Raw genomic sequence first — 24,084 nt, 5'->3', positions numbered from 1 at the left:
CCTTCTGTGACATTCGTCCACTTCGGCACGATCCGGCGCCATCTGCGCAAGGGTGCATTCCGCGTGTATTACACATAGGGGATGCACAACTCGCCCCAGGGTCCCCGCTCGGACTCCCCCGCCCCCGTCGCCGAGTCGGGCCCGCACCTCTCGCACGGCCTCAAGCAGCGCCATCTGTCGATGATCGCCCTCGGCGGTGTGATCGGCGCGGGCCTCTTCGTCGGCTCCGGCGCCGGTATCGCGGCCGCGGGTCCTTCGATCATCGTCGCGTACGTCCTGTCGGGCGCGCTCGTCATGCTCGTGATGCGCATGCTCGGCGAGATGTCGGCGGCGCATCCGGCGTCGGGTTCGTTCTCGGTGCATGCCGAGCGGGCGATGGGGCCGTGGGCCGGGTTCACGGTCGGCTGGGTGTTCTGGGTGCTGCTCAGCGTCGGCGTGGGCGCCGAGGCGATCGGTGCGGCGAGCGTGATGACGGGGTGGTTCCCGGACACGTCGGGCTGGATGTGGGCCGCGCTGTTCATGGTGATCTTCGCCGTCACCAACCTCACGGCGGTCGGCAACTTCGGCGAGTTCGAGTTCTGGTTCGCCACCCTGAAGGTCGTGGCGATCACGGTCTTCCTGCTGATCGGCGTCCTCGCGATCACCGGGCTGCTGCCGGGCACCGACGCTCCGGGGGCCACCAACCTGACCGGGCACGGCGGGTTCATGCCGAACGGCAGCGAGGGGCTGATCGTCGGACTGCTGACCTCGGTGTTCGCGTACGGCGGCCTGGAGACGGTGACGATCGCCGCGGCCGAGTCCGAGAACCCGGTGCAGGGCGTCGCCAAGGCCGTGAAGACCGCGATGTGGCGCATCGCGATCTTCTACATCGGCTCGATGGCGGTCATCGTCACGCTGGTGCCGTGGAACGACCCCGAGGTCAAGGAGAAGGGTCCGTACGTCGCCGTCCTGGACTGGCTGAACATCCCGGGCGCCGGCCGCGTCATGGACGTCGTCGTCCTGATCGCGCTGCTCTCCGCGATGAACGCCAACATCTACGGCGCCTCCCGCATCGCCTACTCCCTCGCGGGCCGCGGCGAGGGTCCGAAGGCGCTCGCCCGGACCTTCGGGCGGGGTGTGCCGCGTGCGGCGGTGCTTGCCACGGCCTTCTTCGGGTTCGTCACGACGCTGCTCAGCTACTGGTGGCCGGACACTGTCTTCGCCTGGCTCCTGAACATCATCGGTGCGGCCTTCCTGGTCGTCTGGATCTTCATCGCGGTGGCCCAGCTGCGGACGCGCCGGGTCCTGGAGCGCGAGTCGCCGGAGAAGCTGGTCGTACGGATGTGGCTGTTCCCGGTGCTGACCTGGGTCGCCCTGATCGGCATGTTCGCGATCCTGGTCCTGATGGCGAAGGAGCACGACACCCGGGTGCAGCTCTTCTCGACGGCCGGGCTGACGGTCGCGCTGGCCGCGATCGGGTACGTGCGGCAGCGGCGTCGGCAGGCCTGAGCCCTCGCGACGAGCGTCGGGCTCACACCGCCCGGTGGTCCCCCACGACCACGCCGTGGTTCGGGCGCTCGCCGTCCGACCCGCTCAGCTCCAGGCTCAGCTCCTCCACAAGGCGCACCAGGTCGGTGGGCCGGTCGGGGCCCCACCAGTCGCCGAGCAGCTCGGACAGGGACTCCTCGCGGGCCCTGCCGAGTCCGGCCGCAACCTCGCGGCCCTGCTCGGTGAGGACGAGGCCGAGGCCGTCGCGGGTGGCGAGGCGGCGCTCCTCGACCTGCCGGGCGGCGGCCTGGATGACGGACAGCGGCACCGTGGTGTTCTCGGCGAGCACGGCCGGCTCGACATGGCCGAAGCGCTGGATCCGGAGCAGCATCCAGCTGGCCGCGGGCAGCAGGTCGTAGCCCGCCTTGGCGGTGATCCGCTGGTAGATCTCCTTGCGCCCCTGCCGGGTGCCGAGCACCGACAGGGCCCGGCCGACCTCCTCCCGCGAGGACCGCTCGACGGGGTTGCTGGCCAGGGTCTGGCTGGCGTCCGGCGCCGTCACCGAGCCGCGCAGCTTGTCCTCGCGCAACAGGAAGGCGAGCACGAACGCGAGCAGCGCGACCGGGGCGGCGTACAGGAACACATCGGTGATCGACGTCGAGTACGCGTGCAGCGCCGACGGCCGCAGTTCGGGCGGCAGTTGGGCCATGGCGCGCGGGTCCGCCTCGATCATCTTGGCCGTCCCCGGCGGCGCCTTGCCCGCCAAGGCCTTCGCCAGCTTGTCGTCCAGACGGTTGGTGAAGATCGTGCCGAAGATCGCGACGCCGAAGGAGGCGCCGATGGAGCGGAAGAAGGTCGCGCCGGAGGTGGCGACGCCGAGGTCCTCGTAACTGACGGCGTTCTGCACGATCAGCACCAGGACCTGCATCACCAGGCCGAGGCCGAGCCCGAACACGAAGAAGAAGGCGCTCATCTCCCAGGTGCCGGTGGTCTCCTTCAGCTGGTGCAGCAGGAGCAGGCCGACGGCGGTGACGGCGGTGCCCGCGATGGGGAAGATCTTCCAGCGTCCGGTGCGGCTGACGATCTGCCCCGAGATGGTCGAGGACAGGAGTAGGCCGAAGACCATCGGCAGCATGTGGACGCCCGACATGGTGGGCGAGACACCGTGCACGACCTGCAGGAACGTCGGCAGATAGGTCATCGCGCCGAACATCGAGAAGCCGACGATGAAGCTGATGACGGCCGAGAGCGTGAAGGTGCGGATGCGGAACAGCTTCAGCGGAAGCACCGGTTCCGCGGCCTTGCGCTCCACCGCCACGAACGCCGCGAGCAGCACCACGCCGAGCACCGCGAGCCCGATGATCTGCGCCGAGCCCCAGGCCCAGGTGGTGCCGCCGAGCGAGGCGACGAGGACCAGACAGGTGGCGACCGACGCGATCAGGAACGTACCGAGATAGTCGATCGTGTGCTTCTGCGAGCGCTTGGGGATGTGCAGTACGGCGGCGATCACAGCGAGGGCCACGATGCCGATCGGCAAGTTGATGTAAAAGACCCAGCGCCAGCTCAGATTGTCCACGAAGACGCCGCCGAGCAGCGGTCCGAGCACGCTCGTCGCGCCGAAGACCGCGCCGAACAGGCCCTGGTACTTGCCGCGTTCGCGGGGCGAGACGATGTCGCCGACGATCGCCATCGACAGGACCATCAGGCCGCCGCCGCCCAGGCCCTGCAGCGCGCGGAAGCCGATGAGCTGGGGCATGTTCTGCGCCATGCCGCACAGCGCCGAGCCGATCAGGAAGATCACGATCGCAAGCTGGAAGAGCTTCTTGCGGCCGTACTGGTCACCGAGCTTGCCCCAGAGCGGGGTGACCGCGGTGGAGGCCAGCATGTAGGCCGTGACCACCCACGACAGGTGCTGCATGCCGCCGAGGTCGCTGACGATCGTCGGCAGCGCGGTCGACACGATGGTCTGGTCGAGCGCGGAGATGAACATGCCGAGCAGCAGCGCGCCGATGGACACCAGGACCGACTTCTGCGGCAGATCAGCTCCCGGAACGGCCGCCGGCGCGGCGCTCGGGCCGCTCAGGTCCTGGGCCATCGATGCCTCCACCGTGCCTCTCGGTGCCTCTCGGCGTCAGTCGACGTCTCGCGACGCCTCGCGGCGTCTGTCCGTACGGAGCTCTCCGTACCGAGCTCGTCACCCATCCTTCCCGTTCTGTCTGCTTATGGCCTGTCGAGTGGCCCCTGGGGGGCCTGGGCCTGAGGGGGGTGGGTCTGCATAATCTCTGGGAGCTCAAGGGAGGGGACCCATACGGTGAGCGGACGCAACTGTCCTGAATGCGGTACGCCCAGAGGTGCGGACGGCGCACCTGACTGCGCCTGCGCGCAGCGCGCCTCGGACGCGGCACGCGACGTCCGTTCGGCGGAGGCGGCGGCCGCGGAGGACTTCGATCCGCTGCGGATACGCCCGTACGTCTCGCTGCCGGACGCCGAGCCGGGGCCTGGCCCCGAGCCGGAGGAGCCGGGGGCGCCCGTTGTTCCCGCGGTGTACGCAGGGGAGGGCGAGCCGCCGCGTGAGGGGGATCTGGACCTGTTCGCGGGGGAGCCCGGCGCGGCTCCGGCGGGCCGGGACGGCCCGGACCACCAGGGCGACCATGCCGACCGAGGCAGCCACAGCGACCAAGGCGACCGGAACGCAGCGGCCGACGAGGAAACGTACGCGCCCCTGAGCCTCCAGCACCCACCCCTGCCCCTGCCCCTACCCGTGCCGGACGACGGCTACGACCCGGACGGCGGTCACGACCCGGAGCACGGCTTCGGCACGGACGCCGCCCCCGACCCCGACCCCGACGAGCGCGCCGGGCGTCGTCGCACCACCCTGCTCGCCGTCGCGGGCGCCGCGGTGGCCGTGGTCGCGGTCACGGCTTTCGCCAGTGGTCTCTTCTCCCGCGACACGAAGCCGGAGCGCGCCCTGCCGGACCGGACGACCGGCGCCCCCGTCTCGGTGGTGCCGTCCGCGTCCCCGTCGACGTCGAAGAGCGCGCGCCCCTCACCCTCGGCGTCACCGTCGAAGAGCGCGAGCCCGACGCCGTCGAAGTCCCCCACGCCCACGAGGTCGGCCTCGCCGACGGCCCGCCCGTCGACGGCGTCCGCCACCGGCACGGTCAGCACGCCCAGCCCGACCGCCCCGGCGGTGCTGCGGGAGGGCGACAGCGGGCCGGAGGTCCGCGAGCTGCAGCAGCGCCTCAAGGAGACGTACCTGTACTCGGGCCCGGCGAACGGGCAGTTCGACACCCAGGTGAAGAACGCGGTGCAGTACTTCCAGTGGTCGGAGGGCATCGAGTCGGACGAGCAGGGCGTGTACGGGCCGGCGACCCGGCAGGCGTTGGAGTCCCAGACGGAAGAGCCGTAGCCGTAGCGCCCGGGCTTCGTCAGGCGATGGCCGTCAGGCGACGGTGAGGCGCAGCCCGCCGTCGGGCAGGGCATCCACCCGGACCTGGTTCAGGTCGAGGACATGCACCGTCGGGTCGTACGCGGCCGCCCGGGGGCCGACTCCCACGACCCGCATGCCGGCCGCGCGGCCCGCCTGGATACCCGCCTCGGAGTCCTCGAAGACGAGGCAGTCCGCCGGGTCGATGCCCAGCTCGGCGGCCCCCTTGAGGAAGCCCTCCGGGTCCGGCTTGGACGCGCCCACGCTCTCGGCCGTGACCTGCACGAGCGGCATGTCGAGCCCGGCCGCGCCCATGCGGGCGCGGGCCAGGGCCCGGTCGGCCGAGGTCACCAGGGCGTGCGGCAGGTCGGCGATGGCGGCCATGAACGCGGGCGCGCCCCCGATCGGCACCACGCCGTCGACGTCCGAGGTCTCCGCCGCGAGCATCTCGCGGTTCTCGGCGTAGTTGTCCTCCATCGGGCGCCCGGGGAGGAGCACGGCCATCGAGGCATAGCCCTGACGCCCGTGCACGACCTTGATCACCTCGGTGAAGTCGAGGCCGTGCTTGTCGGCCCAGCGGCGCCAGCAGCGCTCCACCACGGCATCGGAGTTGACGAGCGTGCCGTCCATGTCGAGCAGGAGGGCGCGGGCGGTCAGGACGGCCGTCATGAGGACTCCTACGAGTAGACAAAAACAAGCGGTCCCGCCCGCCGGTCAGGGAAAACGGGCGAGGACCACTTTGTTCCTTCACGATACAAAACCGGGGACGATAACGCCAACAGCGCAGGCCGACCCCCGTCGACCAGGCGTCAGCCCGCCACGGCCTCGAACAGACTGAACCCCGCGAGCCCCAGCATCAGCACGGCCGCCACCTTCGTGATCAGCCGCAGCGGCACCCGCTTCATGAGCGCCTGCCCGCCGACGATGCCGAGCCCCGCCACCGCCCACAGCGCGAGCACCGCGCCCAGGCCGACCGAGACCGGGTCGTCGTAACGGGCCGCGAGGTTGGCCGTCATGATCTGCGTGAGGTCACCGAACTCGGCGACCAGGATGAGCATGAAGCCCGCACCGGAGACCTTCCAGAAGCTCTGGTCGGCGGGCTTGCGCACGTCCTCCTCGGTCTCGTCCTTCTTCATCAGGAGGACGAGCGCACCGGCCAGGAACAGCACACCGGTCAGGGCCTGCACAAGGCGGCTGGGCAGCAGCGTCAGCACGCTGCCGGCCGCGATGGCGAGCGCGACATGGACCGCGAAGGCGGCGGCGACTCCGGCGAAGACGTACGAGGCGCGGTAGCGGGTGCCCAGGACGAGGCCTGCCAGGGCGGTCTTGTCGGGGAGTTCGGCGAGGAAGACGACGCCGAAGACGAGCGCCGTGACGCTGAAGCTGATCAAGGGTCCTCAATCGGTCGGGGGCCGCCCCACCGAGAGTCACTGCGACACACCTCGGCATGGCAGCACTCGGTGCATGCGTACGGGTGCACGCATGCCTGGCACTGCTTGCCGAAGGTCTCGCTGGCCTGCCCCGAAAAAACGAGGCCTGCCTCCGGGCGCCGGCTCAGCATCTCCCTGGAGGGCGAGCTGAGCAGTATGTCGACGGTCCGGCGAAGAGCTACTCCCCTTCTGCGCCATCCATCGTACGTGACGTACGGACACCCCTGACCAGGGCCTTTCGGCCCTCCGCGAAGTGGCCTGCGCCACATTCGGCCAACTCCCGCACTCCCCATGCTTCATGACACTGCGACAGAACTCTTGATGTGTGCGTGCCAATGACGCGACCCTGTCACTCGGCGCTCACCCCACGGAAACCCCCGGGCGCCACCATGGCCGGGCCAACGCGGCCAACAGCCCCCACACCCAAGGGAGTTCCCATGTCCGGTGTCTACGCGCGTCGACGCCCACAGCTGCGTACAAATCGACGGCTGGGCGCGCTCGGCGCACTCACGGCGCTCATATCCGCGACCACCCTCCTGACCGGCACCCCCGCGCAGGCCTCTCCCCCCACCCCGGTCAGCGCGGCCACCGCCCGCACCTACCTCGGCGAGCTCACCGTGCGCGCCGAGGGCTCCTCCGACGGGTACAGCCGCGAGAAGTTCCCGCACTGGATCACCCAGTCCGGCGCCTGCAACACCCGCGAGGTCGTCCTCAAGCGGGACGGCACCAACGTCCAGCAGGACTCCAGCTGTGCGGCGGTCAGCGGCAGTTGGTTCTCCGAGTACGACGGCGCCACCTGGACCGCGGCGTCGGACGTGGACATCGACCACATGGTGCCGCTCTCCGAGGCCTGGAAGTCCGGGGCCAGCAGCTGGACGACCGCCCAGCGCCAGGGCTTCGCCAACGACCTCACCCGGCCGCAGCTGATCGCGGTCACGGACAACGTCAACCAGTCCAAGGGCGACCAGGACCCGGCCAAGTGGATGCCCTCGCGCACCTCGTACAAGTGCGTGTACGTACGGATGTGGGTGCACGTGAAGCACCACTACAACCTGACGGTGGACTCCGCGGAGAAGAGCGCCCTGCAGTCGGCCCTCAGCGGCTGCTGAACCGGGCACACAACGGTTGAAGATCAAGCGCTCCGGAACCTCCCCGCCGACCTCCGTCGTTCCGTACCGTACGGGGCGACGGAGGGAAGTGATCGGATGACCCGGCTGCGCCTTGGCCCCTTGCTGCGGTACGTCGACGAGTCGGCGGCGACCGTATGGGTGGAGGCCGACCGGCCGTGCACCGCCGAGGTGCGGTGCGCGGACGGCGCGCAGGGTGCCGCGCGCACCTTCCAGGTGGACGGGCATCACTACGCGCTGATACCGGTGGCGGGTCTGACACCGGGCACGGAGACGGCGTACGAGGTGCACCTCGACGACACACGCGTGTGGCCGCTCGCGGACTCCCGTTTCCCGGCGTCCACGATCCACACCCTCCCATCCCAATCGACCGGCGAGGAACGGGAGTTGAAGGTCGCCTTCGGCTCCTGCCGCTGGTCCGCGCCGCCCGCGGACGAGCACGACCCGAAGGGCCCGGACGCCCTTGACACCCTGGCCGCGCGCCTTGCCGCCGAGCCGGGGGCCGAGCGGCCGGACGTGCTGCTGCTCCTGGGCGACCAGGTGTACGCGGACATGGTGTCCAAGGCGACCCGCAGCTGGCTGGCGGCCCGGCGCGATCTGCGGGAGCCGCCGGGCGCGCAGGTCGCGGACTACGAGGAGTACACCCACCTCTACTACGAGTCCTGGCTCGACCCCGAGGTCCGCTGGCTGCTGTCCACCGTGCCCAGCTGCATGATCTTCGACGACCACGACGTCATAGACGACTGGAACACGAGCGCAGCCTGGCTGACGGAGATGCGGGACACCCCCTGGTGGCGGGAGCGGGTGCTGAGCGGGCTGATGTCGTACTGGGTCTATCAGCACCTGGGCAACCTCACCCCGGCCGAACTGGCCACCGACCCCCTCTACGCCGCCGTGCGCGCGACCCCCGACGGCACCTGCGCCCTGCGTACGTTCGCCGCCGAGGCCGACCAGGACCCGGGCGCCGCCCGCTGGAGCTACCGCCGCGACTTCGGCCGGGTGCGGCTCCTGATGGTCGACACCCGCGCGGCCCGCGTCCTGGACGAACAGCAGCGCGCCATGCTCGACGCGGGCGAGGCCGGCTGGGTGCGCGAGCAGGCGCTGGACGCTCCGGGGACGTACGACCACCTCCTGATCGGCTCGTCGCTGCCCTGGCTGCTCCCCCATCTGATCCACGACGCCGAAGGCTGGAACGCGGCGCTCGCGCGGGGCGAGCGGGGAGCCCGCTGGGCGCGGATCGCGGAGGACCTGCGGCGGCGCAGCGACCTGGAGCACTGGGCGGCGTTCCCGAAGTCGTTCGAGGAGCTCACGGCGCTGATCGCTGAGGCGGGCAGCGGGCCCGGGGCGCCGGCGACGGTCCTGGTGCTGTCGGGGGACGTCCATCACGCGTACGTCGCCGAGCCGAGCTGGCCGGCCGGTTCGGGCCCCGACGCCCGCGTGCTCCAGCTGACCTGCTCCCCCGTCCACAACTCGATCCACACCACGGTCAAGCTCGGCTTCCGCTTCGGCTGGAGCCGGGCCGGACGGGCCCTCGGTCGCCGCTTCGCACGGCACGGCCGGAGCGGCAAGCCCCTGATCAACTGGCGCAGGACGGGCGGCCCTTGGTTCGGCAACCACCTGATGACGCTGACCCTGCGGGGGCGCGGGGCGGGGTTGCGGCTGGATCAGGCGAAGGCCGTACGGGGTGGCGGTGCGCGGTTGCGCACCGTCGAGGAGGCCGAACTTTCCCCGCGACGTGATCCAGGCCACACCGGAAGCCCAACCTCCGCCTAGCCCTTCGCCTGCCGGTGACGCACGGGCATGATGAGGCGGACGATCCGCTTCCACCGCCCAGGAGTTACCCCTTTGTCCGCGAAGTCCCCGATATCTGGGTCCCCGATATCCGGGATCTCCGGCTCCGTCGCGATCGTGGGCGCGGGCCCTCGCGGCACCAGCGTCCTCGAACGCATCTGCGCGAGCGCGGACGAGCTCCTGGCTCCCGGCGCCCGCCTCACGGTCCACGTCATCGACCCGTCCCCGCCCGGCCCCGGCCGGGTCTGGCGGACCGCGCAGTCCGGCGAGCTGCTGATGAACACCGTGGCCTCGCAGGTCACCCTCTTCACCGACGAGAGCGTCGACTGCGCGGGTCCGGTGCGCCCGGGGCCGAGCCTGTACGAATGGGCCGCCGCGCGCTCCCTCGGCCTCGGCCCCGACGACTATCCGACCCGGGCCCGCTACGGCGCCTACCTGGAGTGGGTCTTCGCCGACGTGGTCCGGCGCGCCCCCGAGGCCGTACGGGTCGAGGTGCACCGGGCACGAGCGGTCCGCCTCACCGGCCGCGACACGGAGGCGGGGCTGCAGTCCCTCACCCTGTCCGACGGCCGCGAACTGTCCGGCCTCGCCGCGGTCGTGCTGGCCCAGGGCCACCTCCCGACCGTCCCCTGCACCGCCCAGGAACGACTCGCGGCCCACGCCGAGCGGCACGGCCTGCGCTACTTCCCGCCCGCCAACCCGGCCGACCTCGACCTGTCGGAGATCGCCCCGGACGAGCCGGTGCTGCTGCGCGGCCTCGGGCTCAACTTCTTCGATCACATGGCCCTGTTGACGTCGGGGCGCGGCGGCCGCTTCGTACGACAGCGGCGTGCAGGGCTGCGCTACCTGCCGTCCGGCCGGGAGCCGAAGCTGTACGCGGGCTCCCGCCGCGGTGTGCCGTACCAGGCGCGCGGCGACAACGCGAAGGGCGCGTACGGGCGGCACGAACCGCTCGCCCTGACCGGCGACGTCATCGAGGGCTTCCGCAAGCGCGCGGACGCGGGCGACCCGCCGGACTTCCTCGCCGAGATATGGCCGTTGGTGGCGAAGGAGGTGGAGACGGTCTACTACGAGGCGCTGCTCGGGCCGGGCGACCGGGACGGCCGGGTCCGTGCCGCGTTCCGCCGGGCCTTCCTCGCCACCGACCACCGGAGCGCCCAAGAGGCGGCGCTGCTCGGCGAGTTCGCGTTGGCCGACGCCGACCGCTGGTCCTGGGACCGCATCTCCCGCCCCCACGCGGGCCGCACCTTCGGCTCGCCCGCCGACTTCCGCGCCTGGCTCACCGGCCATCTGGGCCAGGACGCCGCCCAGGCCGCGCTCGGCAATGTCGAGGGCCCGCTCAAGGCCGCCCTCGACGTGCTGCGGGACCTGCGCAACGAGCTGCGCCAGGTCGTCGACCACGGCGGCCTGACCGGCGGCTCCCGCCGCGACCACCTCGACCGGTGGTACACCCCGCTGAACGCGTTCCTCTCGATCGGCCCGCCCCGCCGCCGCATCGAGGAGATGACGGCCCTGATCGAGGCGGGCGTGCTCGAGGTGGTGGGCCCGCGCATGGAGGTGCGGGCCGACGAGGGGACGTACGCCGCGCACTCCCCCGCCGTACCGGGTTCCGAGATACGTGCCGGGGTGCTGATCGAGGCGCGGCTGCCCGAGCCCGATCTGCGGCGCACCGCGGACGAGCTGCTCGCGCGGCTGTTGAAGACCGGCGCGTGCCGGCCGCATGTCGTCGACGGTTACGAAACCGGAGGGCTGGACGTAACACCGCGCCCGTACCGTCTCATCGACCGCCAAGGCCGCCCGCACGCACGGCGGTTCGCGCTCGGGGTGCCCACGGAGGGCGTGCACTGGGTGACCGCGGCGGGTGCCCGGCCCGGGGTCGACTCGGTGACCTTGTCGGACGCCGACGCGGTGGCTCGAGCCGCACTCAAGACTCTGGCCGGATCCTCTCCATTGTCACCGGACGGGCAAATGTTGAACTTGCAAGCACTGCTTAGGCTGACCTAACCTGTTCCCTTCCCGATCGGTCTCGTCCCCAGAAACGACCGAAACGAAGGAGTCCCTGTCATGACCGGACGCCTCAACAGCGCCCAGCCCTACGCTCTCGGCCTGTTCCGCATCGTCGTCGGCCTGCTCTTCGCCTGCCACGGCGCCGCCAGCCTCTTCGACTTCCCGAACGGCACCCAGATGGGCGGCCAGGCCCCCGAGATCGGCACCTGGCCCAGCTGGTACGCGGCCGTCATCCAGCTCGTGGGTGGCCTTCTCGTCATGGTCGGCCTGGGTACCCGGGCCGCCGCGTTCATCTCCTCGGGCTCGATGGCGTACGCCTACTTCAAGGTCCACCAGCCCGAGGGGCTGTGGCCGCTGCAGAACTCCGGCGAGGCCTCCGCGATGTTCTGCTGGGCCCTGCTGCTCCTGGTCTTCACCGGCTCCGGCGCGCTCGGCCTGGACCGGCTCTTCGCCCGCCGCGCCGCCGAGTCCGGGTCCGAGCCCGCAGCGCAGGAGGCCAAGGCCGCCGCGCCCGCCACGGCCTGACCCGAGGCCTGTTCCAAAGCACCGCTCAGGCGTGCGGCAGTGACCCGAACGGCACCGTGAAGCACGCCAACCGGTCGCCCGCACCGCCCGGTTCGCGGTGCAGCACCACCGAGGCCGCCTCGCCCGCACGGAATCCCCAACTGTGCCGGGCGACGGCGGCCCCGCTGCCTTCCTTGTCCGCGGTGAAGTCGAGCCACACCTCGTTCTCCGCGTTGAGGTACTTCGGGTCCTTCGAGGGCTGCACCGGGTCGACCCGGTTCTGATAGTGCGGGCCCGCGTCCTTGGGGTCGGCCCCGCACGGCTTCTGGTGCACGTGCACGCCGTACTTGTGGCCCGCCTTCAGCCCCTCCACCCGCAGCTTCACGGTCGTGGCCTGCTCGTCGCTGCGCTGGGCCACCTCGATCCAGGACGCCGCGGGCACCAGCTCCATGTCGTACGTCACCGCCGCCGACGGAATGAACGCCGTGGGCGGCGCGAACTGCGCCTCGGCCCGCATCCAGTAACAATCCGCAGCCGTGCCACCGCTCGCAAGGACCGCCGACGCCACGGCGCCCGCGAGCACTCCCGCCACTGCCACCATCACCCTGCTCCTCTCGTACGCCCCGTTCTTTCAGCCTTCTTGCCTCTCTTGCTTCGTACGGGACTCCCGCGCCGCCCGCCGCTCGGGCCGGGGCAGCCGGGTGAACGCGAGGAGGCGGCCCGCCGCACGGCCGGCCACGAACACTTGCACCCCAGTAGATCTCTGCGGTCACAGCAGGCGTACGCTGTACAGCTGTCCGTCAGGCCGATCGTGCAACAGGCCGATCGCGTCGGGGGAATGGCGGCAGACACAGGAGTTTTCGGGTGCTCGAGAGTGTGGGGTCGCTGACCGGCAGCCCATGGATCTACGCCGTCGTGGCGCTCTCCGTCCTGTTCGACGTGTTCCTGCCGGTGCTGCCCAGCGGCTTCCTGGTGATCACCGCGGCCACCGCCGCGGCGGCGGGCTCGGGCGCCGCAGGACAGATGGCACGGGAGGTGCCGGACATCATGGCCCTGCTGCTGTGCGCGGCCACCGCGTCCGTGCTCGGCGACCTGGTCGCGTACCGCCTCGCCTGGCGCGGCGGCGAACGCCTCTCCCGCGCCATCGCCCGCTCACGCCGGCTCACCTCCGCCCAGGAACGGCTCGGCGCGGCGCTCGCGCGGGGCGGCGGCATCCTCGTCGTCATCGCCCGGTTCGCCCCGGCGGGCCGCTCGGTCGTGTCCCTCGGCGCGGGTGCGGCGCACCGGAAGGTGCGCGAGTTCCTGCCCTGGTCGATCCTGGCGGGCGTCGCGTGGGCGGCGTACAGCGTGGGGCTCGGGTACTTCGGCGGGCAGTGGCTGGGGGCGACCTGGCTGGCCACGGGGGTGTCGCTCGTGGCGCTCTTCGGGGCAGGGGCCGGGGCGGCGTACCTCATGCGCCGGCCGCGTCCGGCGGGACCGCAGACGACGGGCTGAGCCGGGGCCGATCCGAGCTGAACCCGGGGTCGATCCGAACCGGTGGCCCCGGTGCACACCCTCGCGCCAGACTGAGGGCATGTGCCGCAGCATCAAGACCCTTCGCCCGCCCGTGCTCCCCGAGGAAGCCACCGAGGACGACATCCGGGCCGCCGCGCTCCAGTACGTCCGCAAGGTCTCGGGCTTCCGCGCCCCGGCCGCACACAACCGCGAGGTCTTCGACCGAGCCGTGGACGCGGTCGCGGAGGCCACCCGCGAGCTCCTGGAGAACCTAGAGGTCAGAGGCGCCGCACGCGGCTAGGCCCGCCCCCCTCTTCGGTCAGCCGTGCGCACTTTCGGCCACACGTTCGTGTGACGCGTGAGGAAACCCTCGCACATCGAATTCGAACAGACGTAGCATTGCGTGCGTGGCGGCAATCCAGGAATTCCCCAGTGATCTGCTGGCCGGTCAGCAAGAGCTGCACCAGGTCAGGGCCGAGCTGTTGACCCTGCTCAAGCGGCTCCCCTGGTCCGTCGTGCCGCTCGACGGGTTCAGCGACACGGGAGGCTGGCGCAAGGTGGAGCGCCCCGCCTCACCGGGCTGGAGCCCGGACGAGCAGGCCGAGGTGGAGAAGCTGCGCTCCCGGGAGCGGGAGCTGGCGGTGTTCGTCACCTGCCATCGGTTCTGGCGGGACTTCCCGGGGCCGGACGTGGTGGACACGCGTATGAAGCTGAAGCACGTGCATGAGGGCGAGCATGCGCATGGGGGCGGACCGGGTTAACCCTCGGGCATGCCTTCCACCTCGGCGAGGACCTCGGTGATCCAGCCGATCCAGAACCGCTCACTGTCGATCCCGCCGCGCAGCAGCAGATGCCGCAGCCGGTCCTCGGCCGGCACGTCCGCCGCGCGCTCGGCCGGGTAGTCCCGCTCCTCGAAGGCGAGGTACTGCGCCAACTGCTCCTGGTGCAGGGCGAGATGACGCCGCAGCTCGGCTGCGAGGCCCTGCACCCCGACCACCCCGGCCGCACGGATCCGTACGGCGAGGGGGTCCCTCAGCGGCTTGGGGTCATCCGTCTTCGCCACCCAGGAAACGAGCTCGGCGCGGCCCGCGGGCAGCACCTCGTACTCCTTCTTCTGCCCCCGCGTCGGCTGCGCGGCCGGCAGCACCCGGATCAGCCCGCCTTCCTCCAGCTTGGCCAGCTCGCGGTAGATCTGCTGATGCGTGGCCGACCAGAAGTAGCCGATCGACTTGTCGAACCGACGGGTCAGCTCAAGCCCCGAGGAGGGCTTTTCCAGCAGAGCGGTGAGGATGGCGTGCGGGAGGGACATGGCTTGATCCTATGGTCGCCAACCTGCGGGCAGTCGTGCCGCAGGGCGGCACGGGTGGGCGCGCACGAAGGTGCCGGACGCCGCTGAACTGAGGCTTGGCGGAGCCGACCTGAGGCAGGCCGGCCTCGCCACACGCCGAACCGCGCTCAGACCGCCGCGGCCAGCTCCGTACCCTGGCGCACCGCTCGCTTGGCGTCGAGCTCCGCCGCCACATCGGCGCCCCCGATGACATGCACGGTCTGCCCGGCCTCCGTCAGCGCGTCGAACAGCTCGCGCCTCGGCTCCTGGCCCGCACACAGCACCACCGTGTCCACGTCCAGCACTTCACTCTGCCCATCCACCGTGATGTGCAGCCCCGCATCGTCGATGCGGTCGTACGTGACTCCCGCCAGCATCCGCACGCCCCGGTGCTTGAGCTCGGTCCGGTGGATCCAGCCCGTCGTCTTGCCCAGGCCCTGCCCGACCTTGCTGGCCTTGCGCTGCAGCAGATGCACGGCACGCGGCGGCAGCGGCCGCTCGGGGGCGCGCAGCCCGCCGCGCCCCTCGTACGCGGTGTCCACACCCCACTGCCGGAAGTACGTCTCCGCGTCGAGGCTCGCCTTCTCGCCGCCGTCGGTGAGGAACTCGGCCACGTCGAAGCCGATCCCGCCAGCGCCCACGATCGCGACCTTCTCCCCCACCTCGGCGCCGTCGCGCAGCACATCGAGATAGCTGAGCACGCGCGGGTGGTGCACGCCCTCGATGTCCGGGGTGCGCGGGCTGACGCCGGTGGCGATGACGACCTCGTCGTACGTTCCGTACGCGCCGGACACGAACTCCCCCGCGTCGATACGGGTGTTGAGCCGCACCTCGACGCCCCGCTCACTCAGCTGCGTACGGAAGTAGCGGATCGTCTCGTCGAACTCCTCCTTGCCCGGCACCTTGCGGGCGATGTTCAACTGGCCGCCGATCTCGGCGGCGGCGTCGAAGAGGGTGACCAGGTGGCCGCGTTCGGCGGCGGACACGGCGAAGGCGAGCCCGGCCGGACCGGCGCCGACCACGGCGAGGCGCTTGCGCGCGCCGACCTCCGGGACCGGCATGAGCACCAGCTCGGTCTCGTGGCAGGCGCGCGGGTTCACCAGGCAGGAGGTGATCTGCAGGTTGAAGGTGTGGTCGAGGCAGGCCTGGTTGCAGCCGATGCAGGTGTTGATGGCATCGGGCCGGCCCGCCGCCGCCTTGGCGACGAACTCCGGGTCGGCGAGGAAGGGCCTGGCGAGCGAGACCAGGTCGGCACGGCCGTCGGCCAGCAACTCCTCGGCGATCTCAGGGGTGTTGATGCGGTTGCTGGTCACGAGCGGAACCGAGACCGCGCCCATGACCTTCTTCGTCACCCAGCTGTACGCACCGCGCGGCACGGAGGTCGCGATGGTGGGGATGCGGGCCTCGTGCCAGCCGATACCGGTGTTGATGATGGTGGCGCCGGCGGCCTCGATCTCCTTGGCGAGGGCGATGACCTCTTCGAGGGTCGAGCCGCCCGGCACCAGGTCCAGCATCGACAGCCGGTAGATGAGGATGAAGTCGTCCCCCACCCGCTCCCGCGTCCGGCGCACGATCTCGACGGGGAAGCGGATGCGGTTCTCGTACGAGCCGCCCCAGCGGTCGGTGCGCTCGTTGGTCTTGGCGGCGATGAACTCGTTGATCAGGTAGCCCTCGGAGCCCATGATCTCGACGCCGTCGTACCCGGCGGCCTTGGCCAGCTCCGCCGCCCGCACGAAGTCCTCGACGGTCTGCTCGACCTCGTCGTCGGTGAGGGCGTGCGGCGGGAAGGGGCTGATCGGGGCCTGGATCGCGCTCGGCGCCACCAGGTCCTCGTGGTACGCGTACCGCCCGAAGTGCAGGATCTGCATCGCGATCTTCCCGCCCTCGGCGTGCACCGCGGCGGTCACGACGGCGTGCTGGGCGACCTCGTCCTGCGTGGTCAGCTTGGCGCCGCCCTCGTACGGCCGCCCCTGGTCGTTGGGGGCGATCCCGCCGGTGACGATGAGTCCGGCCCCGCCCCGCGCACGCTCCGCGTAGAAGGCGGCCATCCGCTCGAAGCCACGCTCGGCCTCTTCGAGGCCGATGTGCATCGAGCCCATGATCACGCGGTTGGGCAGGGTGGTGAACCCGAGGTCGAGCGGGCTCAGCAGGTGGGGGTACGGAGGCAGGCTCATGGACCCATTATGCAACTAGTTGCATAACTGCGGGGCTGTGCCGTCAGTCACAGGTAGCCTGAGCCGCATGCCTCGATATGACTTCCGCTGCCGCACCTGCGGCGACACGTTCGAACTCAGCCGCCCGATGTCCGAAGCCTCCGACCCGGCGGCCTGCCCTGCCGGGCACGAGGACACCGTGAAGCTCCTCTCGACCGTGGCGGTCGGGGGTGCCGCAGCTGCGCCTGCCTCGGGGGGCGGGGGCGGGGGCGGGGGCGGGTGCTGCGGCGGCGGGTGCTGTGGCTGAACTTCGGCCGAGGTCGCGGGGCTGCGCCCCGGGCCCCATCGATTGCCCCTTCCCTAAATCCTGCGGAGCTGTGTTGCACCCGGGGGGTGGGGGGATCTGGGTCCGTGCGGGTGTGTTGTGGCTGGGGGCGCAGTTCCCCGCGCCCCTTCCGGGCGCGCTAGCGCACGACCGTGCCCGGCGCGGCCCTCAGCAGGCCGAGCTCCGCCCGCGTGGGCGCGCCCTCCCAGTCCCCCCGCGAGGCCACCGCGAACGCCCCCGTGGTCACCGCCCGATCGAGCCGCCCGGCGGAATCCGCTCCGTCGAGCAGCGCCGACAGATAGCCCGCGACGAACGCATCCCCCGCCCCCACCGCATCCACGGCCCGAACCTCCCGCGCCGGACAGTGCAACGGCTCCCCGGCTCCGGAGTACACGGTCGCGCCCTGCGCACCCAGCTTGACCACGACCTCCCCGACCCCGAGCGACAACAGCAGCTCGGCCTGGGCCGCGACCTCGCGCGGAGCGTCGTACGGGAGACACAGCGGCAACTCGTCGTCGGACGCGATGAGCACGTCGACGTACGGCATCCACTCCCGCAGCACGGCCGCGGCCTCCTCGTAACTCCACAGCCGTGAGCGGAAGTTGACGTCCAGGCAGACCAGCGCGGAGTGCTCCCGGGCGAGCCGCAGCGCCCGCCGGGCGGCGCACAGCGCGGACGAACCGAGCGCGGGCGTGATGCCCGTCAGGTGCAGCACCTTCGGCGGCTCGGCGAGGAAGGCCTTCTCGACGGCACAGGCCTTGATCCGCGAACCGGCCGACCCCGCGCGGTAGTAGTGCACCCGCGTGACCTCGGGAAGCCGCGGCTCGAAGAGGATCAGCCCGGTCGGCGCCTCGCCGTCCCGCACCGCCCCCGACACGTCGACGCCCTCGGCGCGCAGCGTACGCAGCACCAGCTCGCCGGCCTCGTCGTCACCGACCGCACCGGCCCAGCGGACCTCGTGCCCGAGCCGGGAAAGCCCGATCGCCACATTGGACTCGGCGCCCGCGACGGACACCTCCATGGACCCGCCCAGCTTCAGCGGCCCGCTGCCGCGCAGCGCGACCATGGACTCGCCGAAGGTGAAGACCTCGCTGCCACTCACGCGCACACCGCCTTGAACTCAGCCGCCCGCTTGCGCAGTTCGCCCAGGTCCCCACCGTCCGCCGCGTCCCCGATCAGCGGCGAGCCCACGCCCACCGCGACCGCGCCCAGCTGCAGATACTCGGCGGCCTCGACCACCCCGACCCCGCCGACCGGCACGAACGGCAGATCGGGGAACGGCGCGCGCAGGGCCTTGAGATAGGCGGGGCCGCCCATCGAGGCGGCGGGAAATATCTTGAGGGCGGTGGCCTCGGCGCCCGCCGCCGCGCACACCTCGGTGGGCGTGAGAACCCCGGCGAGCGTGGGCAGCCCCTGCCGCACCGAGGCCAGGAACCCGGGCCCGAGCCCCGGCGTCACGATCAGGTTGGCCCCGGCCTCGGAGGCCCGCTGGGCATCCTCCTCGGTGACCACGGTGCCCGCGCCGAGCCAGGCGGAGTCGCCCAGTTCGGCCCGCGCCCGCTCGATGACCTTGAGCGCGTCGATGCCGCTGAGGGACACCTCGACCAGCGGGATGCCCGCCTCGACCAGGGCCATGACGGTCCTGAAGGACGCCTCCGGGTCCTTGCCGCGGATGATGGCGACGAGCCGTTCCGCGCGCAGGGCGGTGCTGAAGTCCATGTTCTTTCTTTCCTCTTCGAAACCGTGGCAGGCGTGGAAGGTGTGCGGAATTGCGGGGTCAGTGGCGGGTGCGGGTGCGGGCCTGGTCACCACTCGGCGAACGAGCAGTCCTCGTACCGCCACACCGGATTGCGCCAGGCGTGCCCCGCCTTGTCGGCCGCGCGTACCGCGGCCTCGTCGACCTCGACGCCGAGCCCGGGACGCCCGGTCCGGACGAAGTGGCCCGCGTGGAAGCGGAAGGGCTCGGGGTCGGCGACGTAGTCGAGGAGCTCGGCGCCCTTGTTGTAGTGGATGCCGATCGACTGCTCCTGGATCAGGAAGTTCGGCGTGGTGAAGGCCACTTGGAGGCTCGCGGCGAGCGCGACCGGGCCGAGCGGGCAGTGCGGGGCGAGCTGGGCGCCGTACACCTCGGCGAGCGCGGCGATGCGGCGCAGCTCGGAGATGCCGCCGGCGTGCGAGATGTCTGGCTGCAGGATCGCCACGCCGGCCTGCAGCGGGGCGAGGAACTCCCGCCGCGAGAAGAGGCGTTCGCCGAGGGCGAGCGGGATGTTGGAGGCGTTCACCAGGTCGGGCACGGCGTGCATGTAGTCGGAGAGCACGGGCTCCTCGACGAACATCGGTGCGTACTCGGCGAGCAGCGGAAGGATCCGGCGGGCGTTGGCGGGCGAGACCCGGCCGTGGAAGTCGAGCCCGAAGTCCCGGTCGTCGCCGAGGACTTCGCGGGCGGTCTCGGCGCGCCGCAGACAGTCGCGGACCTCGGCGCGGGTGGCGAGCGGCGTCATCATGCCGGAGCCGTTCATCTTCACCGCGGTGAAGCCGGCCTCGATCTGCCGGGCGAGCGCGTCCCGGATCTCGGCCGGCTCGTCGCCGCCGACCCAGGCGTAAGCGCGGATCTTCGCCCGCACCGGACCGCCGAGCAGCTGGTGCACGGGCTGCCCGTACGCCTTGCCCTTGATGTCCCACAGCGCCTGGTCGAGGCCCGCGACCGCCGAGGACAGGACCGGGCCACCGCGGTAGAAGCCGCCCTTGGTCATGACCTGCCAGTGGTCCTCGATCCGCATCGGGTCCTGCCCGATCAGATACTCCGAGAGCACCTCGACCGCGGCCCGCACGGGCTCGGCCCGCCCTTCGACGACCGGCTCGCCCCAGCCGACCACCCCCTCGTCGGTCTCCACGCGGACGAACATCCAGCGCGGCGGCGCGAGGAACGTCTCGATGCGGGTGATCCTCATGACGGGGTGTCCTTCCTGGCTCAACGAGGCGGTGCGGTCTGAGAGTTGGGGCTTTTCCGCGTGCTAGTTGGGGCTTTTCCGTGTGCTACGGGTGGTCGCGCATGGACATGTCGAGCAGCTTCACCATGGCGTCGTGCGCGGCATCCGGATTGCCGTCGCGGACATGCTCCACGACGGCCTTGTGCACGGGGAGGGGGTCCTCGCGGTCGGCCGAGTGAACATGTCGGTCCCGGGCGACGAGCGCCGGGATGATCACCCGGCGCATCTGCGCGAAGAACCGGTTGCCCGACGCGGTGAGCAGCGCGGTGTGGAACGACGCGTCGGCACGTACGGCGAGAACCGGGTCCCTGTCGTACGCCGCCATCGCGTCCAGGGCCGCGTCGAGCGCGGCCAGGTCCTCGTCGGTGCGCCGGCATGCGGCGAGCTCGGCGGCAACGGGCTCGATGGAGCGGCGCAGTTCGAGCAGGTCCGCGAAGAAGTCGTGGGGGGCGCCGGCGGCCAGCTTCCAGCGCAGTACGTCGGTGTCGAGGAGGTTCCAGTCCTCCCGCGGCCGGACGAAGGTGCCGCGCCGCTGCCGGGCGTCGAGCAGGCCCTTGGTGGTCAGGACCTTGATCGATTCCCGGAGCACGGTCTGGCTGACGTCCAGCTCGGCCATCAGCTCGGGCAGGTCGAGGGTGTCGCCTTCGTCGTACGTGCCGTCGAAGATCCGCAAGGCGAGTGCCTCGACGGCGGCCTTGTGGACTCCTCGTCCCACGTAGGAGGCGTCCGTCCCTGACGGCCTCATGCCGGTCTCCCTCGGTCAGTCAATGGCTGGCAGAGGGTAAAGATTTGCACAAGTCATGCTTATTTATCAAATATCGTTCCCCGCTGTTCCCGAGCCGCCTGCTCGGGATGGCGGGCCTTCCAGTACGGGTTGTCGTGCGGCAGGGTCGCGCTGACCCGTCCGTACATGCCGAAGAACATCAGCATCACGCCGACCACAAAGCTGAACAGCACGTTCTGGATGCGGAAGGCGAGGAAGTTGAAGCCGGTGTCCAGGAGCGCCAGGTTCAGGAAGCCGCTGGCGATGAAGGCGACGCCGAGCACCATGTTGAGCGTCGAGGCGAAGTTGCCGCCGATCACCATGCCGGCGAGGAGCAGCAGTCCCACGAGGATCGACAACACGCTCAGCGCGCCATTGGTGTTGAGCCCGGCGACGGTGTCACCGCCGGTGTCGAAGAAGCCGACCTTGTCGATCAGGCCCAGGATGCCGAAGGCGAGCAGCACGAGCCCGGTGAGTCCGGCACCGATCCGGTAGACCTTGCTGAGGCGGTGGTCGACGGGCAGCTGCTCGTCGAGGGTGATGCGCCGTCTCGCGGCCGAGTGCAGTACGTGGGTGGCCATGTCGTCCGCCTCCCTCGGGGTCGCGGAGGCCGTACGTACGCGACGTACCGACATCCCGTACGTACTTCCAGGATCCGCCTCCCGTACCCGGCGGACAACCGGAACCGGCGAGAGGCCGCACCCGGGCGGTCAGGCCCCGGCGCCGCGCTCCTCGCGGATGTCCGAGACCACCCGGGCCACGGTCTGTCGCACGGCCTCCGTCTCGGTCAGGAAGTGCCAGTAGTCCGGGTGCCGGCCCTCAAGACCGGCCACCGCGCGCTCCAGACGGCCCACCGAGTCGTCGAGCGGGCGGGCGTGCCGGGGGTCGGGGGTGGCGCGGCCGGCCATGGCCAGGCGCTGGGCGTCGCGGATCGCGAAGCGGGTGCGGTCGATCTCCTGCTGGGGGTCCTTCGCCACCGCGTTCAGGCGCTGCAGCCGCTCGCCGGCCGCGGAGATCGCCTCGTCCGTGGAGTTCAGCAGGGCCCGCGCGGTGCTCAGCAGCGAGGTGGCGTCCGGCCAGCGCTGCTCGTCGCGGGCCTTTCGCGCCTCGGCGAGCTTCTGTTCGGCCTGCTTGACGGCCTCGGCGGCCTGCTCGGGGACGCGCTGCAGGTCCTGCCAGCAGTTGGTCGTGAAGCGGCGGCGCAGCTCGCTCAGGATCGGGTCGACCTGCGCGGACCGGGTGGTCAGGGCCTGGGCACGGGTGCGCAGCGAGACCAGGCGCCGGTCGGTCTCGGCGGCACGCTCGGGCAGCCGCTCGGCCTCCGCCCGCACCGCTTCGGCGTCCCGCAGCACCCGGTCGGCGCGCTGCAGTGTCTCCGCCACCCCGTGCTTGCCCGCCCCCTGGTTGAGCTTGGTCAGCTCCGGGGCGAGGGCGGCGAGGCGGGCCGCGAGATCGTCGGCCTTGAGCCCCGAAGCGCGGACCGCGTCGAGGGCGGTGCTCGCGGCGAGCAAGGTCTGCCGGGCCCGCTCGACTGCGGGGACGAGGCGGGCCAATTGCGTCTCGGCCTTGTCGAGCAGCGGCCCGAGGCCCTGACTGAACCGGTCCAGGTCCTGCTTGGCCCGGCCCAGCTCGTCCTTGGCCTGCGTCAGCTCGGTCCGGGCCCGGGCGGCCGCCGAGGCCTCCAGATCGTCGCGGTCCAGGTCATGGGCGTCGACGGCCGTGATGTAGTTCCCGCTGGCCTCGTCGATGCGCCGCCCGAGGGCCTCGAAGTCGGAGACGGCCCGGCGCGCGGCCGGCGAGTCGTCGACGGCGACGATGGTCTCTATGGAGATCCGCAGATCCCGCTGGGCGGTGTCCAGCTCGTAGAAGGCGGCGGCAGCGGCATCCTTCGCGGCCTGCGCATCGGCCCGCTGACTCTCCCCGCGCCCACCGAACCACCGGCGCGTACCGCCTCCGGCGAAGGCTCCGGGGAGCGTGGCCGCGATCAACGGCAGAGGCAGGATCAGCAACGTAAGAACATCGCGAACGCCACGGACACCACGAACACGGTGCTGTTGCTGCTGCGTGTACGGCCGCGATGGTGTCGCCGTCACATCCCTCTCCCGTGCTGCTGTCATCCGCCCTGCCCGATAGCCATTCTCCCACCGGTTAAGGACGAACACACGGGCCGTTTAGTTCGCGCTGACGGGCCTGACTGTGACCTTGCCGTCATGGCTGTGCGCGGCCACCCGGTGCGCGCTGTCCTTTCCGCGCGGAACGGTCACGTCCACGGCCGAGTCATTGCTGTCGGCGGCCACCTCGTACGTGGCGTCGGGGAGGGCGATCTCGATCGAGCCGTCATTGCTCTCGACGTCGACCCGGTCCGGCACCGCGGCGAGCTCGAGGTGCACCCGGCCGTCCTGCGAGCGGACCTTGACGTCCTTGCTCTCGACCCCGACGGCTTCCACGGAGCCGTCCTTGCTGTCGATGTCGAGCGCCCCGCCGGACTCCTCCACGACCACGCGGCCGTCGTGCGAGCGCACCTTGAGGGCGGTGTCGAACCCGCTCGCGTTCACCCGGCCGTCCCGGCTCAGCACGTCCACGGTCATCGCGCGCGGCACCTCGATGCGGTGCCGGGCGGAGCAGTCGCTGAGCATCCCGTCGCAGTTCACCCGCAGCTCCAGGCGGTTGCCGTCGACGAGCCGCCACGTCACCCCGGGATCCTCACCGAGCACGGTCTCCCCGTCGAACCACCGGGTGACCCGTACCCGCTCCACATCCGCGGCGACCACGTCGAGCGCCGAGTCGTCCGAGTCGATGCTCAACGCCTTGCCCCGCACCGCGAACTCCCGGGTCTCCGGGTCGGTGTCGTCTCCCGCGTCCGCACCGCACCCACCGACCAGAACGACGGCGGCCGCCACCGCACCGGTCACGAGCAGGGTGCGGGCGCGGCGGGCCGTGTGCAGGGTACGGACGTTCATGGTGGTCTCCCCCAGTGCTGCGGTCGCTGTCCCCCAGACGTTAGGGATCCAGGCCCTGTGCAGGGCATCCGGCCGCCCACCGCATTCGCGGTGGGGCTAACCCCCGCCTCTTACTGGTTTGCGGGACCCCGCCCACGGCAAGGTAGGCTGTCGATCGCTTCTGGGGCGCGTAGCTCAGGGGTAGAGCGCCTCCCTTACAAGGAGGATGTCGGCGGTTCGAAACCGTCCGCGCCCACGTCTGTGACCAGGCACGGAGCATCGAAATGCCCCCTCGGAGTGATCTCCGAGGGGGCTTTTTCATGGCCCGGGGGACAAACGG

23 protein-coding genes and 1 tRNA gene are annotated in these 24,084 nt (G+C 71.2%); 11 read left to right on the top strand and 13 right to left on the bottom strand.

Features of this window, described 5'->3' with window-relative positions; genetic code table 11:
* The first annotated feature begins 81 nt into the window (after window positions 1-81).
* A complete protein-coding gene (locus tag OG430_RS33870) occupies window positions 82-1,488 on the top strand; it encodes an amino acid permease (RefSeq protein WP_327356459.1) in 1,407 nt (468 codons plus the stop codon).
* Between the two features lie 22 nt (window positions 1,489-1,510).
* Here the strand turns inward: OG430_RS33870 and OG430_RS33865 are convergent, their stop codons facing one another.
* A complete protein-coding gene (locus tag OG430_RS33865) occupies window positions 1,511-3,562 on the bottom strand; it encodes an MDR family MFS transporter (protein ID WP_327356458.1) in 2,052 nt (683 codons plus the stop codon).
* 216 nt (window positions 3,563-3,778) lie between these two features.
* On the opposite strand from OG430_RS33865, the gene OG430_RS33860 reads away from it, so the two are divergent.
* The gene (locus tag OG430_RS33860) at window positions 3,779-4,876 is read left to right on the top strand and encodes a peptidoglycan-binding domain-containing protein (protein WP_327356457.1); all 1,098 of its coding nucleotides are present in this window, start codon (window positions 3,779-3,781) and stop codon (window positions 4,874-4,876) included.
* Between the two features lie 33 nt (window positions 4,877-4,909).
* Here OG430_RS33860 and OG430_RS33855 read toward each other — a convergent pair whose 3' ends face one another.
* Both OG430_RS33855 and OG430_RS33850 read right to left on the bottom strand, forming a co-directional pair.
* Entirely contained in the window at window positions 4,910-5,563 is a 654-nt protein-coding gene (locus tag OG430_RS33855) for an HAD-IA family hydrolase (RefSeq protein ID WP_327356456.1), read from the bottom strand.
* Between the two features lie 140 nt (window positions 5,564-5,703).
* Window positions 5,704-6,285: a TMEM165/GDT1 family protein gene (locus tag OG430_RS33850; RefSeq protein WP_327356455.1), complete on the bottom strand. Its 582-nt coding sequence runs from the start codon at window positions 6,283-6,285 to the stop codon at window positions 5,704-5,706.
* 476 nt (window positions 6,286-6,761) lie between these two features.
* Between OG430_RS33850 and OG430_RS33845 the strand changes: the two genes are divergently transcribed.
* The 4 genes from OG430_RS33845 (at window position 6,762) to OG430_RS33830 (ending at window position 11,774) form a co-directional block, all read left to right on the top strand.
* A complete protein-coding gene (locus OG430_RS33845; RefSeq protein WP_327356454.1) occupies window positions 6,762-7,433 on the top strand; it encodes an HNH endonuclease family protein in 672 nt (223 codons plus the stop codon).
* A 96-nt stretch (window positions 7,434-7,529) separates the two neighbouring features.
* Window positions 7,530-9,224, top strand: a complete 1,695-nt coding sequence (locus tag OG430_RS33840; protein WP_327356453.1) for an alkaline phosphatase D family protein — start codon at window positions 7,530-7,532, stop codon at window positions 9,222-9,224.
* 30 nt (window positions 9,225-9,254) lie between these two features.
* Window positions 9,255-11,246 carry an FAD/NAD(P)-binding protein gene (locus tag OG430_RS33835; protein WP_442816751.1) on the top strand — a complete coding sequence of 664 codons (1,992 nt, stop codon included), beginning with the start codon at window positions 9,255-9,257 and terminating at the stop codon, window positions 11,244-11,246.
* Window positions 11,247-11,306: 60 nt separating this feature from the next.
* Entirely contained in the window at window positions 11,307-11,774 is a 468-nt protein-coding gene (locus OG430_RS33830; protein ID WP_327356451.1) for a DoxX family protein, read from the top strand.
* A 25-nt stretch (window positions 11,775-11,799) separates the two neighbouring features.
* On the opposite strand, the gene OG430_RS33825 is transcribed toward OG430_RS33830, so the two are convergent.
* A complete protein-coding gene (locus OG430_RS33825; protein WP_327356450.1) occupies window positions 11,800-12,354 on the bottom strand; it encodes a superoxide dismutase family protein in 555 nt (184 codons plus the stop codon).
* Window positions 12,355-12,617: 263 nt separating this feature from the next.
* Here OG430_RS33825 and OG430_RS33820 point away from each other — a divergent pair, with 263 nt between their 5' ends.
* The 3 genes from OG430_RS33820 to OG430_RS33810 all read left to right on the top strand — a co-directional run bounded on the left by OG430_RS33820 (window position 12,618) and on the right by OG430_RS33810 (window position 14,008).
* A complete protein-coding gene (locus OG430_RS33820; protein WP_327356449.1) occupies window positions 12,618-13,247 on the top strand; it encodes a DedA family protein in 630 nt (209 codons plus the stop codon).
* Window positions 13,248-13,326: 79 nt separating this feature from the next.
* Window positions 13,327-13,548: a DUF2277 domain-containing protein gene (locus OG430_RS33815; protein ID WP_327356448.1), complete on the top strand. Its 222-nt coding sequence runs from the start codon at window positions 13,327-13,329 to the stop codon at window positions 13,546-13,548.
* Between the two features lie 106 nt (window positions 13,549-13,654).
* Window positions 13,655-14,008, top strand: coding sequence for a hypothetical protein (locus tag OG430_RS33810; protein WP_327356447.1), 354 nt, complete (start codon window positions 13,655-13,657; stop codon window positions 14,006-14,008).
* Here the strand turns inward: OG430_RS33810 and OG430_RS33805 are convergent.
* Entirely contained in the window at window positions 14,005-14,556 is a 552-nt protein-coding gene (locus OG430_RS33805; RefSeq protein WP_327356446.1) for a PadR family transcriptional regulator, read from the bottom strand. The genes OG430_RS33810 and OG430_RS33805 overlap by 4 nt on opposite strands.
* 146 nt (window positions 14,557-14,702) lie before the next feature.
* Complete coding sequence (locus OG430_RS33800) at window positions 14,703-16,742, bottom strand: NADPH-dependent 2,4-dienoyl-CoA reductase (protein WP_327359329.1); 2,040 nt, start codon at window positions 16,740-16,742, stop codon at window positions 14,703-14,705.
* Between the two features lie 73 nt (window positions 16,743-16,815).
* On the opposite strand from OG430_RS33800, the gene OG430_RS33795 reads away from it, so the two are divergent.
* On the top strand, window positions 16,816-17,034 hold the full coding sequence (locus OG430_RS33795; protein ID WP_327356445.1) for an FmdB family zinc ribbon protein: 219 nt from the start codon (window positions 16,816-16,818) through the stop codon (window positions 17,032-17,034).
* Window positions 17,035-17,191: 157 nt separating this feature from the next.
* Here the strand turns inward: OG430_RS33795 and OG430_RS33790 are convergent, their stop codons facing one another.
* From OG430_RS33790 to OG430_RS33760, 7 genes are all read right to left on the bottom strand, one after another.
* Window positions 17,192-18,118 (bottom strand): sugar kinase, encoded by a 927-nt coding sequence (locus OG430_RS33790; protein WP_442816750.1) that lies wholly within the window; start codon window positions 18,116-18,118, stop codon window positions 17,192-17,194.
* A 32-nt stretch (window positions 18,119-18,150) separates the two neighbouring features.
* A complete protein-coding gene (locus tag OG430_RS33785) occupies window positions 18,151-18,771 on the bottom strand; it encodes a bifunctional 4-hydroxy-2-oxoglutarate aldolase/2-dehydro-3-deoxy-phosphogluconate aldolase (protein WP_327356443.1) in 621 nt (206 codons plus the stop codon).
* Between the two features lie 86 nt (window positions 18,772-18,857).
* Complete coding sequence (dgoD, locus tag OG430_RS33780) at window positions 18,858-20,003, bottom strand: galactonate dehydratase (protein ID WP_327356442.1); 1,146 nt, start codon at window positions 20,001-20,003, stop codon at window positions 18,858-18,860.
* Window positions 20,004-20,088: 85 nt separating this feature from the next.
* Window positions 20,089-20,787 carry a FadR/GntR family transcriptional regulator gene (locus OG430_RS33775; RefSeq protein ID WP_327356441.1) on the bottom strand — a complete coding sequence of 233 codons (699 nt, stop codon included), beginning with the start codon at window positions 20,785-20,787 and terminating at the stop codon, window positions 20,089-20,091.
* Between the two features lie 59 nt (window positions 20,788-20,846).
* Entirely contained in the window at window positions 20,847-21,386 is a 540-nt protein-coding gene (locus OG430_RS33770; RefSeq protein WP_327356440.1) for a DUF4383 domain-containing protein, read from the bottom strand.
* Window positions 21,387-21,515: 129 nt separating this feature from the next.
* Window positions 21,516-22,898, bottom strand: coding sequence for a hypothetical protein (locus tag OG430_RS33765; RefSeq protein WP_442816599.1), 1,383 nt, complete (start codon window positions 22,896-22,898; stop codon window positions 21,516-21,518).
* A gap of 78 nt (window positions 22,899-22,976) precedes the next feature.
* Window positions 22,977-23,765: a DUF4097 family beta strand repeat-containing protein gene (locus OG430_RS33760; RefSeq protein ID WP_327356438.1), complete on the bottom strand. Its 789-nt coding sequence runs from the start codon at window positions 23,763-23,765 to the stop codon at window positions 22,977-22,979.
* A 163-nt stretch (window positions 23,766-23,928) separates the two neighbouring features.
* Between OG430_RS33760 and OG430_RS33755 the strand changes: the two genes are divergently transcribed.
* A tRNA-Val gene (locus tag OG430_RS33755) sits at window positions 23,929-24,000 on the top strand.
* Window positions 24,001-24,084 lie beyond the last annotated feature (84 nt).

It is taken from the genome of Streptomyces sp. NBC_01304 (assembly GCF_035975855.1).
In the GTDB taxonomy this organism is placed as follows: domain Bacteria; phylum Actinomycetota; class Actinomycetes; order Streptomycetales; family Streptomycetaceae; genus Streptomyces.
Note: the sequence above shows the minus strand (reverse complement) of the source record. Positions and strands in the feature narration are given on the sequence as shown.